This is a genomic window from Blastococcus litoris, assembly GCF_003075095.1.
GTDB classification, from domain to species: Bacteria; Actinomycetota; Actinomycetes; order Mycobacteriales; family Geodermatophilaceae; genus Blastococcus_B; species Blastococcus_B litoris.
Genome location: NZ_QCZF01000004.1, coordinates 127,685 through 139,794, shown reverse-complemented (window position 1 = coordinate 139,794; position 12,110 = coordinate 127,685). Strand labels below are relative to the sequence as shown.

The window sequence follows — 12,110 nt, the reverse complement described above, 5'->3', positions numbered from 1 at the left end:
TCTCCTCGGGGTCAGAGCTGGGCGGCGGCGGTGTAGAGGGCGGTGAGCCGGTCGAGCAGCCGGCCGAGCGCGGCCGGGGTGAACGGCTCCTCGACCCCCGACACGAGCAGCTCCACCAGGCCGCCGGTGAGGACGGCCGCGCTGGTCTCCAGCGACCGGTCGTCGGCGCCTCCGGTGCGCAGCGAGCGCATGAGCCGGGCGGCCAGCGTGCCGAAGCCCTCGATCAGCTCGCGGCGGTCGCGGCGGAACTCCTCGGTGGCCAGCGACTCCATCAGGGCGACCCGGACGGTGCGCGGGTCGGCGGTGAAGTACTCGGCGAGGGCGGCGAGGACGCCGCGGGCGCGCTCCTGCGGGTCGAGGCCCTGGACGGCGACGGCGGACCGCACCGTCGCGCGCACCTCCTCGCCGATGCGGGTGGAGACGGCGCGGAAGAGGTCCTCCCGGCTGCCGAAGAGCTCGTAGAAGTAGCGGGGGCTCAACGCGGCCGAACGGCAGACGTCGGCCACCGTGCTGGCCGCCCACCCGCGCTCGGCGAACACCTCGAGGCCGGCGGCGAGGAACTGCTCGCGCCGTCGCGCCGAGCGCTCCTCGGCGCTCATCCCGGCGTACACCCGCTCGACCACGTCCACCTCCCCGCCAATCTTGAGCGGTACTGTACAAGATGAAACGCGGCGTACAAGATGTCGTCGCCGACACACTTCGAGGAGACGCCGTGAGCAGCTGGGACACCGCCGAACGTCGCGAGCTGCGCGCGTCCGCCCGCCGTTTCACGGAGGCGGAGATCGTGCCGGCGCTGGCCGGTTGGGAGGAGGCGGGCGCCCTCCCCCGCGAGCTGCACCGGAAGGCGGCCGCGGCCGGGTTGCTCGGGGTGGGGTTCGCCGAGGAGGTCGGTGGCGACGGCGGGTCGGCGATCGACACCCTGGTGATCGCGGAGGAGATCATCCAGGCCGGTGGTTCCAGCGGGCTGGTCGCGTCGCTGTTCACGCACGGCATCGGGTTGCCGCACCTGGTCGAGGCCGGCGACCCCGTGCTGGTCGACCGGGTCGCCCGGCCGGTCCTGGCCGGCGAGAAGATCGTCTCCCTGGCGATCACCGAACCCGGCGCGGGCTCCGACGTCGCGGGCCTCACCACCCGCGCCGTCCGGGACGGCGACGAGTACGTCGTGAACGGCGCCAAGCTCTACATCACCTCGGCGACGCGGGCCGACTTCTTCACCGTCGCCGTCCGGACCGGCGGGGACGGCGCCGGGGGAATCTCGCTGCTCCTGCTCGAGCGGGGCATGCCCGGGCTCGCCGTGTCGGCACCGCTGAAGAAGATGGGCTGGCTCTGCTCCGACACCGCCGAGCTGACCTTCACCGACGTCCGCGTTCCCGTGGGCAACCTGATCGGCAAGGAGGACGAGGGCTTCTACGCGATCATGGGCCAGTTCGCCGCGGAGCGGCTGAGCCTGGCCGTCCAGGCCTACGCCACCGCGCAGCGCTGCCTCGACCTCACCCTGGCGTGGGTCAAGGACCGGACGACGTTCGGCCGGCCGCTGGCCAGCCGCCAGGTGGTCGCCCACCGCGTGGCGGAGATGGCCCGGCGCACCGACGTCGCCCGCACGTACACCCGCGCCGTCATCGACGCGTGGCTGGCCGGCGAGAACGTGTTCACGCAGGTGGCGATGGCGAAGAACACCGCCGTCGAGGCGTGCGATTTCGTCGTCGACAACGCCGTCCAGCTGCACGGCGGCATGGGTTACATGCGCGAGACCGAGGTCGAGCGGCACTACCGCGACAGCAGGATCCTCGGCATCGGCGGCGGCACCAACGAGATCATGACCGAGATCGTCGCCAAGCTCCTCCTCGCTTGACCCGGCTTTGTGTACAGAATGCTCAGGAGGGGCGGGGGGTGAGGGCCTCGACGATGGTCAGCCAGTGCTGGAGGAAGTGGCTCCGCGAGGCCTCCGGCTGCAGCGCGTAGGTCAGCGCCTGACCGCGCATCGACGTGAGCAGCACCTGGTACACCGACTCGGCCGCCGGGTGGCGGGCGACCTCCTCGCCGAACACCTCGAAGGCGAGCTCGCGCAGCTGCGCGCCCAGCCGGCGCTCGTGCGGCAGCAGCGCCGCTCGCAGCTCGGGATCGGTGCGGGCCGCCGTCCACAGCTCCATCGCCGCGACGAACAGCGGGCCGTGGAACCGCTGCCAGACCAGCTCGACCCCGAGCCGGACGCGGGCCACCGACTCCTCGGGCAGCTCGGCGGCGGCCGCGCGGACGCTCGCGCTGAACTCCGCGTAGAGGTGGTCGACGGCGGCCAGGACCAGGTCGGCCTTGGACGTGAACTGGTGCGTGAGCGCCCCGCGGGAGACGCCCGCCCGGCGCTGCACCTCCTGGGTCGTGGTGTGCGCGTAGCCGAGCTCGACCAGCGACTCGACGGTCGCACGGACGAGGGCGTCACGGGTCGCCGCCCGCCGCTCCGCCTGGGTGCGGCGGAGCGGCGGGCGGGACCCGCGCACGGTGGTGGAGGTCAGCGGGACGCCCCTGCACCGGCCAGCACGGCGCGCAGGCTCCCCGCCGGGACGGCCCGCTCGAGCAGGATGGCCGGGGGACGGAACCGCTCGCCGTAGGCGTCGGCCAGCTCGTCGGCCCTGGCCACGAACCCGGCCACCCCGGCCTCGTACTGGTCGACGTACTGCAGCACGCCGCCGTAGAGGGGCGGGAAGCCGATGCCCATGATCGAGCCGATGTTGGCGTCCTCCACCGAGTTGAGGACCTTCTCCTCCACGCAGCGCGCGGTCTCCACCGCCATCGCGAACAGCAGCCGCTCCTGCGCGTCCCGGAACGGGACGGCGTCGGAGCTCGGGAAGAGCTCGGCCAGCCCCGGCCAGACCCGCTTCTCCGGCTCCCAGTCGAAGAAGCCCGCGCCGGAGGACTTGCCGGTGCGGCCCTGCTCGACCAGCGTCCGCAGCACGGCCACGCCCGGGTGGTCGTCGGTGGCGCCGGCCTTGGCCGCCTCGTCGCGGATCTTCAGCGGCAGCGTCAGCGTGACCTCGTCGAGCAGCGTGAGCGGCCCGGCCGGGAAGCCGGCCTGCAGCGCGGCCCGCTCGACGCTCATCGGCGCCAGGCCCTCGGCCAGCAGGGCCGCGCCCTCCATCACCAGGGTGCCGAACACGCGGCTGGTGAAGAAGCCCCGGCTGTCCTGGACGACGATCGGCGTCTTGCCGATCTGCCGGACGACGTCGTAGGCGCGGGCCAGCGCCGCGTCGGAGGTCCGCTCCCCCACGATCAGCTCGACCAGCGGCATCTTGTCCACCGGCGAGAAGAAGTGCATGCCCACGACGTCGGCCGGCCGCGAGACACCCTCGGCCAGTCCGGTGATCGGCAGGGTGCTCGTGTTGCTGGCCAGCAGCGCGTCCGGCAGGGCGTTCGCCTCGGCCTCGGAGAGGACGCGGTGCTTGAGCGCCTGGTCCTCGAAGACGGCCTCGACGATCACGTCGCAGCCGGCGAGGTCGGCGGCGTCGCCGGTCGGCGTGATCCGCGCGAGGAAGGCGTCGGCCTTCTCCTGCGTCATCCGGCCGCGGCTCACCTGCTTGCCGACCAGCGCCTCGACGTGCGCCCTGCCCTTCTCCGCCGCCTCGGCGCTGACGTCCTTGAGGACGACCTCGACCCCGACCTTGGCGAAGGCGTGCGCGATGCCGGCGCCCATCATCCCGGCCCCGAGGACGCCGACCTTCGATGCGGCGTACTGCGCCGGGCCGGACGGCCGCGAGCCGCCGCCGTTGATCCGGTTCAGGTCGAACCACAGCGCCTGGATCATGTTCGTCGAGATCTGGCCGACGACCAGGTCGACGAAGTAGCGGCCCTCGACGGTGAACGCGGTGTCCACGTCGACCTGCAGGCTCTCCACCGCCGCCGAGAGGATCGCGTACGGCGCCGGGTAGGGCGCGCCCTTGAGCTGCTTGGTCAGGTTCGCGGGGAACGCGGGCAGGCTGGACGCCAGCGACGGCGTCGACGGCGTGCCGCCGGGCACCTTGTAGCCCTTGACGTCGTAGGGCTGCTGGGCGGTCTCGTTGGCCAGCACCCAGGCCTTGGCCGTCGCGAGCAGCTCGTCGGCGCTCGCCACCTCGTGCACCAGCCCCAGCTTCAGCGCCTTGTCGGGGCGGAGCTGCTGGCCCTGGAGCAGCAGCTCGAGCAGCGCCGTCGTCAGGCCGAGCAGCCGCACCGAGCGGACGACGCCGCCGCCACCGGGCAGCAGGCCGAGGGTCACCTCGGGGAAGCCGAGCTTCACCTTCGGGTCGTCCAGGACGACGCGGTGGTGGGTGGCCAGGGCGATCTCCAGCCCACCGCCGAGCGCGGCGCCGTTGATCGCCGACGCGACCGGGATGCCGAGCGTCTCCAGCCGGCGCAGCTGGCTCTTCACCAGCGTCACCTGGGCCAGGACCTGGTCGCGGCTCTCGGGCGTCGCCTGGATGAGGCTGCCGAGGTTGCCGCCGGCGAAGAAGGTCTTCTTCGCGCTGGTGAGGACGACGCCGCGGACGGATCCCTTCTCGGCTTCCAGCCGGTCGATCGTCTCGCCCATCGACCGCACGTACGCGTCGTTCATGGTGTTCGCCGACGACGAGGGGTCGTCGAGGGTGAGGACGACGACGCCGTCGGCGTCCTGCTCCCAGCGGATGGTGCTGTAGGTCATCTGCTCTTCAGACAATGCAGCTCGCTCCTCAGACTCGCTCGACGACGGTGGCGATGCCCATGCCGCCGCCGACGCACAGGGTGGCCAGGCCGTAGCGCAGGTCGCGCCGCTCGAGCTCGTCGACGAGCGAGCCCAGGATCATCGCGCCGGTGGCGCCCAGCGGGTGGCCCATCGAGATGGCGCCGCCGTTGACGTTGACCTGCTCGTGGTCGAAGCCGGTGTCGGCCATGAACCGCAGGACGACGGCGGCGAACGCCTCGTTCATCTCGACCAGGTCGATGTCGTCGACGGTCAGGCCGGCCTTGGCCAGCGCCTTGTGCGTCGCCGGCGCCGGACCGGTCAGCATGATCACGGGGTCGGCGCCGGAGACGGCGGTGCTCAGGATGCGGGCGCGCGGGGTCAGCCCGTTGCGGGAGCCCGCCTCCTCGGTGCCGACGACGACCAGCGCGGCGCCGTCGACGATGCCGCTGGAGTTGCCGGCGGTGTGCACGTGGTCGATCCGCTCGACCCAGTGGTACTTGTTCAGCGCCACCGCGTCGAAGCCGCCCATGTCCCCGATGCCGGCGAACGCCGACGGCAGCCCGGCCAGCGACTCCACCGTCGTGCCCGGGCGGACCAGCTCGTCGGTGTCGAGCACGACGGTGCCGTTCTTGTCGGTCACCGGGACGACGGACCGCTCGAAGTAGCCGTTCGACCACGCCTTCGCGGCGCGGGCGTGCGACTCGGCGGCGTACGCGTCGACGTCCTCCCGGCTCCAGCCGGCCAGCGTCGCGATCAGGTCGGCGCCGATGCCCTGCGGGACGAAGCCGGTACGCGCGGCGGTCTCGGGGTCCATCGGCCAGGCGCCGCCGTCCGAACCCATGGGCACGCGGGACATCGACTCGACGCCCCCGGCGAGCACGAGGTCCTCGAAGCCGGAGCGCACCTTCTGGGCGGCCAGGTTCACGGCCTCCAGGCCGCTGGCGCAGAACCTGTTGATCTGCACGCCGGCCACGGTGTCGGGCAGGCCGGCGGCCAGCGCCGCCGTCCGGGCGATGACCGCGCCCTGCTCGCCCACGGGCGAGACGACGCCCAGGACGATGTCGTCGACCAGGGCGGGGTCCAGGCCGGGGTTGCGGTCGCGGACCGCGTCGATCAGCCCGGTGGTCAGGCTGATCGGCTTGACCGAGTGCAGCCCACCGGTCTTCTTGCCCTTGCCGCGCGGGGTGCGCACGGCGTCGTAGATGAACGCCTCGGCGGTCATGCGGATCCTCTCGGGTGGTGATGCGTGCTTCATCGCCATGAAGCTCGGGAGTGGGGTCAGACGCCGAGGGAACGGCCGACGATCTCCTTCATGATCTCGGTCGTCCCGCCGTAGATGGTCTGGATGCGGGAGTCGATGAACGCCTTCGCGACCGGGTACTCGAGCATGTAGCCGTAGCCGCCGTGCAGCTGCAGGCACCGGTCGATGACGCGCTTCTGCAGCTCCGTCGTCCACCACTTCGCCATGGCGGCGTCCTCGGCGGTGAACCGGCGGGCGTTGTGCTCGAGGATCGCCTTCTCCAGGAAGGTCTCGGCGATCGTCACCTCGGTGTGCATCTCGGCCAGCTCGAACCGGGTGTTCTGGAACTTCCCGATCGGCTTGCCGAACGCGGTGCGCTCCTTGCAGTACTCGACGGTCAGGTCGAGCACGATCCGGGCGGAGGCCACGGCGCCCGCGGCGATGGAGAGCCGCTCCTGCGGGAGGTTCTCCATGAGGTGGAAGAAGCCGTGCCCCTCGGTGCCGAGCAGGTTGGCCGCGGGCACCCGCACGTCCTCGAAGAACAGCTCGGCGGTGTCCTGGGCCTTGAGGCCGACCTTGTCGAGGTTGCGGCCGCGCTGGAAGCCGGGCATGTCCCGCTCGACGACGAGCAGCGAGAACCCGCGCGCCCCGGCCTCGGGGTCGGTGCGGGCGACGACGATCACCAGGTCGGCGTTGATGCCGTTGGTGATGAAGGTCTTCGAGCCGTTGAGGACCCACTCGTCGCCGTCCCGGCGGGCCGTCGTCCGGAGGCCCTGCAGGTCCGAGCCGGCGCCCGGCTCGGTCATGGCGATCGCGGTGATGATCTCGCCGCTCACCAGACCGGGCAGCCAGCGCTGCTTCTGCTCGTCGGTGGTGAGCGCGATCAGGTACGGGGCGACGACGTCGTTCTGCAGGGTGAAGCCCAGGCCGCTGGCCCCGACGCGGCTGACCTCCGCGGACAGGATGGCGTTGTAGCGGAAGTCGGAGACCCCGCCGCCGCCGTACTCCTCGGGCACGTCCATGCCGAGCAGGCCGTGCTCGCCGGCCTTGAGCCAGACCGAGCGGTCGACGACGCCCGCCTCCTCCCAGGCCGCGTGGTGCGGGACGACCTCCTTGGCGAGGAAGTCGCGCAGCATCGCGCGGAACGCGTCGTGGTCGGCCTCGTAGAGCGCGGATTGCACAGGAACCCTCCGGGGAGCGTGATCGTTTGGGGCCGCGAGGACTGCCAGAAACCTCAACATACAGACCATCCGTTCTGTATGTTCGCGATCCAGGTCACAGCGTCGTGCCTATCGACAGGAGCCCACCCGTGCAGGAGTACTCCAGCCCCACCGCCTTCGAGATCCCCTCGACCGCCGCCCTCCCCGACGCCGTCGGCGAGCACGCCACGTCGACACCCGACCACGTCGCGCTCAGCCGCAACGTCGGCGGCCGCTGGGAGCCGGTGACCAGCCGCCAGTTCGCCGAGCAGGTGTCCGCCCTGGCCCGCGGCATGGTCGCCGCGGGCGTCCAGGCCGGTGACCGCGTCGGCATCCTGAGCAAGACGCGCTACGAGTGGACGCTCGCCGACTACGCGATCTGGACCGCCGGCGGCGTCGCCGTCCCGATCTACGAAACCTCGTCGGCCGAGCAGGCGCAGTGGATCCTCTCCGACTCGGGAGCCGTCGCGGTGGTCGTCGAGACGGCGGCGCACCAGGCCCTGGTGGAGTCGGTCCGGGACGGGCTGCCCGGCCTGCGCGACGTCTGGCAGGTCGACGCCGGCGACCTCGAGGACGTCGCGGCGCGAGGCGCCGACGTGCCCGCCGACCAGCTGGCCGACCGGCGCGCCACCCTGTCGGCCGAGTCGCTGGCGACGATCATCTACACCTCCGGGACCACCGGCCGGCCCAAGGGCTGCGAGCTGACCCACGGCAACCTGCTCTACGTCGCCGAGCTGGCGCCGACGGTCATCCCGGCCATGCGCGCCGAGGACGCGAGCTCGCTGCTGTTCCTCCCGCTGGCCCACGTGTTCGCGCGGATCATCGAGGTCAGCTGCATCCAGAACGGTGCCCGCCTGGGTCACACCGGCGACCTCGCCCAGCTGCTGGTCGACCTCGGCACCTTCCAGCCGACGTTCCTGGTCGCGGTGCCGCGGGTGTTCGAGAAGGTCTACAACGGCGCCCGGCAGAAGGCGCACGCCGGCGGCAAGGGGGCGATCTTCGACCGCGCCGAGCGGGTCGCCGTCGCCTGGTCCAAGGCCCAGGACACCGGTGGTGCCGGCCTCGGCCTCAACCTGCAGCACAAGCTGTTCGACGCCCTCGTCTACGGCAAGCTGCGCGCGGCGATGGGCGGCAAGGTCGAGTACGCGCTCTCCGGCGGCGCCCCGCTGGGCGAGCGGCTCGGCCACTTCTTCCGCGGCATCGGCGTGACCATCCTCGAGGGCTACGGCCTGACCGAGACCACCGGCCCGGCCACGGTCAGCGGTCCCGACAGCCTCAAGGTCGGGACGGTCGGCCGTCCGGCGCCCGGCTCGGCGGTGCGCATCGCCGAGTTCGGCGAGATCCAGGTCCGCGGCCCGCAGGTGTTCACCGGCTACTGGAACAACCCGACGGCGACCGCCGAGACCATGCGCGACGGCTGGTTCGCCACCGGCGACATCGGCGAGATCGACGCCGAGGGCTACGTGACCATCACCGGGCGGATCAAGGAGCTCATCGTCACCTCGGGGGGCAAGAACGTCTCCCCGGCCGTGCTGGAGGACAAGATCCGGGCGCACCCGCTGGTCAGCCAGTGCATGGTCGTCGGCGACAACCGGCCCTTCATCGGCTGCCTGATCACCCTCGACGTGGAGGCGCTGCCCGGCTGGCTGGAGAGCAAGGGTCGCCCCTCGGGCACCGCGATGACCGACCTGGTCGACGACCCGGAGGTGGTGGCCGAGATCCAGGCCGCCGTCGACGCGGCGAACACGCAGGTGTCCCGGGCGGAGTCCATCCGGTCCTTCGAGATCCTCCCGGTCGAGTGGACCGTCGAGGGCGGCCAGCTGACGCCGTCGCTGAAGCTGAAGCGGTCGGTGGTCATGAAGGAGTTCGCCGGCGAGGTGGACAAGATCTACGCCGGCTGACATCCGATGGTTGCCATGTAGGAAACTCGTCGCTAGAGTTTCCTACATGGCAACCCAGGACGGCGCCCCGACGCCGCACGAAGCGCAGGAGATGCTGCGGCAGCTGGCCGGCGACGAGGAAGCGGTGCGGTACCCGCCGATCCCGGCCTGGTTCTTCGCCGTGCAGGCGGGGGCCGTCGCCGCCCTGCACCTGATCCGCCTCCTGCCCAGCAGCGACGCCGGCCGGACGGCGCAGCTCGTGGCCATCCTGGCCATCGCGCTGGCGGCGGGCGGCCTCGGCTCGCGGTACTGGCTCAACCGCGACGGCGTCGGCTGGGTATCGATGAAGCTCACCGACATGGTCCCGTTCCTGGCCGCGATCCTCGGCAGCTTCGCCGTCTGCTGGGCGGTCGCGGAGGCCACCGGTGCGCGGTGGGTCTGGATCGTCGGTGCCGTGTTCTCGGCTGCCGTCGTGTTCGTCACCGGCGCCCGGTACCGGAGGACGTACGGCGATGGCCGCTGAGACGGCGGCGTTCGACGAGGTCGTCCACGCGCCGCAGCGGCTGCGGATCTGCGCGATGCTCAGCGCCGCGCAGAGCGTGGAGTTCGGCATCCTGCAGGAGCGCCTCGAGCTGTCGAAGTCCGCGCTGAGCAAGCACCTGTCGCACCTCGTCGACGCCGGCTACGTCACGCAGGAGCGGGCGGTCCGCGACGGCCGCAGCCGGGTGTGGCTCTCGCTCACGCGCACGGGGGCCCGGGCCTACGCCGGTCACGTCCGGGCGCTGCAGGAGATCATCACCGCCGATCCGGGCTGACCCGCGGTGCGCGCGGTGCCGGTGTGACGGGTGCGGTGGACACGTGACCGGCGGTGCTGGCGTGACGGGCGTGCGGCTCCGACTCTGAGGACATGACCAGCGTCTACGCGTACGGAACGGCTCACGCGGTGGTGATGGTCGGCTCCTTCGGCGCGGAGGGTCTGAAGCCGCGGCAGATCGGCCCCGCGCACGCCACGATCGGCCGGGTCAGCGGGCAGAGCCGCAAGGCGCTGTGCGGCGCCTACGTCTCCATCGACGAGCAGCTGCCCTGGCCGCCGGAGGGCTACGACGAGCAGCAGCTGTGCGAGAGCTGCGCGGAGCTCGCCGCCCTGTAGGTCCCCTGCGGGGCCCCGCGTCGAGCGTGCGAGTGGTGGGGGGTCCTTCAACAGCCGCCGGCGACCGACGGCAGCACCTGCACCTCGGCGCCGTCCGGCACGGGGGTGGCCAGCCCGCCCTGGAACCGGACGTCGTCACCGTCGACGTAGACGTTGACGAAGCGCCGCACCTGGCCGGTCTCGTCGCGGATCCGGCGGCAGAGCATCGGGTGCTGCGCGGCCAGCGCGTCGAGCAGATCGGCCAGCGTGCCTCCCGCCGGGTCGACGTCCAGGTGCCTGGCGCCCCCCGCGAGCGAGGCGAGGGCGCCGGGCAGCACCACCTGCACGCTCACGGCACCCGCGCGGCGCGGACGGTGAGGACGTCGGGCAGGTGGTCGGCGACCAGCGTGAACGCCTCGCCCCCGTCCGCGCTCGCGTAGACGCAGCCGTCCCGCGTCCCGAAGTAGATCCCGGTGCTCTCGTGGTCGTCGGCGCAGAAGGCGTCGCGCATGACCGCGCTCCAGTTGCCGTCGGGCAGCCCGGTGCCGAGCTCGGTCCACGTCCCGCCGGCGTCGCTCGTGCGGTGCACCCGGAGCCGGCCGCCCGGCGGCACCCGCTGCATGTCGGCCACCAGCGGGATCACCCACGCCGTGCCCGGGGTCTGCGGCGAGGAGACGATCGGGAAGCCGAAGTCGGCGGGCAGCCCGTCGGCGATCGACGTCCAGGAGCCGCCGGCGTCGTCGCTGCGGAAGACGCCGAAGTGGTTCTGCGCGTACAGCCGGTCCGGGCCGGAGGCGTCGACGGCCACCTTGTGCACGCACTGGCCGTACTCGGGCAGCTCGTCGGGCAGGAAGGTCGCGGTGATCCCCCGGTTGCGCGGCTCCCACGCCGCCCCGCCGTCCTCGCTGACGTAGACGCCGCCGGTGCTCATCGCGACGGTCACCCGGTCCGAGGCCGGGTTGGGCAGCACCGTGTGCACCGCCCCTCCCCCGCCGCCGGGCTCCCACGTCGTCCGGTGCGGGTGGTCCCAGAGGCCGCGGACCAGCTCGAACGAGCAACCGCCGTCGGTGCTGCGCCACAGCGAGTGCGGTTCGCAGCCGGCCCAGACGACGTCGGGGCGCTCCGCGGTGTCCGGCCGCAGCTGCCAGACGCGGGCGAGCGCGGCGTCCTCCCTCTCGGGGAAGCGGATCGCACCGTGGTCGGTCTCCTGCCAGCTCCCGCCGAGGTCGTCGCTCCACATGACGGTGGGACCCCAGTGCCCGTACTGGATGCCGGCCAGCACGCGCGGCGCCGGACGCCGGGTGTCGATGGAGACGGCGGCGACCTCCTGCGCGAGCAGGTGCGGTTCACCCAGCGTCCACGTGCGCCGGTCGTCGTCGCTGCGGGCGAGCCACAGCCCCTTGCGCGTACCGATGGCCAGCAGGTCTGTCATGACGCCCTCCGGAGTCGACGGATCGACGTGAGGGCGACCGTAGGACCACGGACGGCCTCACGGGAGGTGTGACCTTCCGGGGCGCCGGAACTCAGCGGCGGGTGGCGCCGCCACCTCCGGGCTGGTCGTGCTGCGGGGCGTCGGGCTGCTGGTGGGTGTGCCCGTCGTGCGCCAGGTCGGGGGCGATCTTCTCGGCGCGCGCCCGGAGCTTCTCGGCCTCGGAGGCCTCCTCGCCGGCGCGCTGGGACCGTTCGCGGGCTTCCTGCTCGGCGAGGCGGGTGCGCTCCTCGACCTCGGCCCGCTCGCGCCGGGCGCGGGCGGCCTGCTCCTCGGCGAGCGCCTGCTCCTTCTCCGCCCGTGCGGCGCGCACCTGCGACTCCTGGAGGTGCTCGCGGGCCTGCTCGCGCTGGCGCAGCTTGGCCACGCGGGAGCGCTTGGACAGCGCCAGGGCCAGCAGCACCAGCAGGACGACGGCGACCACGACGATCAGGACGATGAGCCACGTGTCCACGGCAATCCCCTCCTCGGAACCACGGGATC

Annotated in this window: 13 protein-coding genes; 5 read left to right on the top strand and 8 right to left on the bottom strand. The window is 72.5% G+C overall.

The window, feature by feature from the left end; all coding sequences use genetic code 11:
- Positions 1-11 precede the first annotated feature (11 nt).
- Positions 12-623 carry a TetR/AcrR family transcriptional regulator gene (locus DCS98_RS10335; RefSeq protein ID WP_164704498.1) on the bottom strand — a complete coding sequence of 204 codons (612 nt, stop codon included), beginning with the start codon at positions 621-623 and terminating at the stop codon, positions 12-14.
- An 89-nt stretch (positions 624-712) separates the two neighbouring features.
- Between DCS98_RS10335 and DCS98_RS10330 the strand changes: the two genes are divergently transcribed.
- Positions 713-1,852 carry an acyl-CoA dehydrogenase family protein gene (locus tag DCS98_RS10330; protein WP_206340184.1) on the top strand — a complete coding sequence of 380 codons (1,140 nt, stop codon included), beginning with the start codon at positions 713-715 and terminating at the stop codon, positions 1,850-1,852.
- Between the two features lie 22 nt (positions 1,853-1,874).
- On the opposite strand, the gene DCS98_RS10325 is transcribed toward DCS98_RS10330, so the two are convergent.
- Genes DCS98_RS10325 through DCS98_RS10310 form a run of 4 tightly spaced genes read right to left on the bottom strand, consistent with a single transcriptional unit; the run spans position 1,875 to position 7,111 of the window.
- Entirely contained in the window at positions 1,875-2,495 is a 621-nt protein-coding gene (locus DCS98_RS10325; protein ID WP_164704497.1) for a TetR/AcrR family transcriptional regulator, read from the bottom strand.
- Between the two features lie 11 nt (positions 2,496-2,506).
- Entirely contained in the window at positions 2,507-4,669 is a 2,163-nt protein-coding gene (locus tag DCS98_RS10320; protein WP_116451280.1) for a 3-hydroxyacyl-CoA dehydrogenase NAD-binding domain-containing protein, read from the bottom strand.
- A gap of 28 nt (positions 4,670-4,697) precedes the next feature.
- Complete coding sequence (locus DCS98_RS10315; protein ID WP_116451279.1) at positions 4,698-5,912, bottom strand: acetyl-CoA C-acetyltransferase; 1,215 nt, start codon at positions 5,910-5,912, stop codon at positions 4,698-4,700.
- Between the two features lie 56 nt (positions 5,913-5,968).
- Positions 5,969-7,111, bottom strand: coding sequence for an acyl-CoA dehydrogenase family protein (locus tag DCS98_RS10310; RefSeq protein WP_116451278.1), 1,143 nt, complete (start codon positions 7,109-7,111; stop codon positions 5,969-5,971).
- Between the two features lie 128 nt (positions 7,112-7,239).
- Between DCS98_RS10310 and DCS98_RS10305 the strand changes: the two genes are divergently transcribed.
- The 4 genes from DCS98_RS10305 to DCS98_RS10290 all read left to right on the top strand — a co-directional run bounded on the left by DCS98_RS10305 (position 7,240) and on the right by DCS98_RS10290 (position 10,159).
- Complete coding sequence (locus DCS98_RS10305; RefSeq protein ID WP_116451277.1) at positions 7,240-9,030, top strand: AMP-dependent synthetase/ligase; 1,791 nt, start codon at positions 7,240-7,242, stop codon at positions 9,028-9,030.
- Between the two features lie 46 nt (positions 9,031-9,076).
- A complete protein-coding gene (locus DCS98_RS10300; RefSeq protein WP_164704496.1) occupies positions 9,077-9,532 on the top strand; it encodes a hypothetical protein in 456 nt (151 codons plus the stop codon).
- Positions 9,522-9,824, top strand: coding sequence for a transcriptional regulator (locus tag DCS98_RS10295; protein ID WP_116451275.1), 303 nt, complete (start codon positions 9,522-9,524; stop codon positions 9,822-9,824). Before DCS98_RS10300 ends, DCS98_RS10295 begins: the two co-directional genes overlap by 11 nt.
- A gap of 92 nt (positions 9,825-9,916) precedes the next feature.
- Complete coding sequence (locus DCS98_RS10290; protein WP_116451274.1) at positions 9,917-10,159, top strand: hypothetical protein; 243 nt, start codon at positions 9,917-9,919, stop codon at positions 10,157-10,159.
- 47 nt (positions 10,160-10,206) lie between these two features.
- On the opposite strand, the gene DCS98_RS10285 is transcribed toward DCS98_RS10290, so the two are convergent.
- From DCS98_RS10285 to DCS98_RS10275, 3 genes are all read right to left on the bottom strand, one after another.
- Positions 10,207-10,491 (bottom strand): ubiquitin-like small modifier protein 1, encoded by a 285-nt coding sequence (locus tag DCS98_RS10285; RefSeq protein WP_116451273.1) that lies wholly within the window; start codon positions 10,489-10,491, stop codon positions 10,207-10,209.
- Complete coding sequence (locus DCS98_RS10280) at positions 10,488-11,570, bottom strand: WD40/YVTN/BNR-like repeat-containing protein (protein ID WP_116451272.1); 1,083 nt, start codon at positions 11,568-11,570, stop codon at positions 10,488-10,490. The genes DCS98_RS10285 and DCS98_RS10280 overlap by 4 nt, the downstream gene beginning before the upstream one ends.
- Positions 11,571-11,661: 91 nt before the next feature.
- The gene (locus DCS98_RS10275; protein ID WP_116451271.1) at positions 11,662-12,081 is read right to left on the bottom strand and encodes a hypothetical protein; all 420 of its coding nucleotides are present in this window, start codon (positions 12,079-12,081) and stop codon (positions 11,662-11,664) included.
- Between the last annotated feature and the right edge of the window lie 29 nt (positions 12,082-12,110).

Coding starts and splice junctions, on each gene's coding strand:
- DCS98_RS10320 (WP_116451280.1), bottom strand. CDS start 4,669: ATGACCTACAGCACCATCCGCTGGGAGCAGGACGCCGACGGCGTCGTC.
- DCS98_RS10315 (WP_116451279.1), bottom strand. CDS start 5,912: ATGACCGCCGAGGCGTTCATCTACGACGCCGTGCGCACCCCGCGCGGC.
- DCS98_RS10300 (WP_164704496.1), top strand. CDS start 9,077: ATGGCAACCCAGGACGGCGCCCCGACGCCGCACGAAGCGCAGGAGATG.
- DCS98_RS10295 (WP_116451275.1), top strand. CDS start 9,522: ATGGCCGCTGAGACGGCGGCGTTCGACGAGGTCGTCCACGCGCCGCAG.
- DCS98_RS10290 (WP_116451274.1), top strand. CDS start 9,917: ATGACCAGCGTCTACGCGTACGGAACGGCTCACGCGGTGGTGATGGTC.
- DCS98_RS10280 (WP_116451272.1), bottom strand. CDS start 11,570: ATGACAGACCTGCTGGCCATCGGTACGCGCAAGGGGCTGTGGCTCGCC.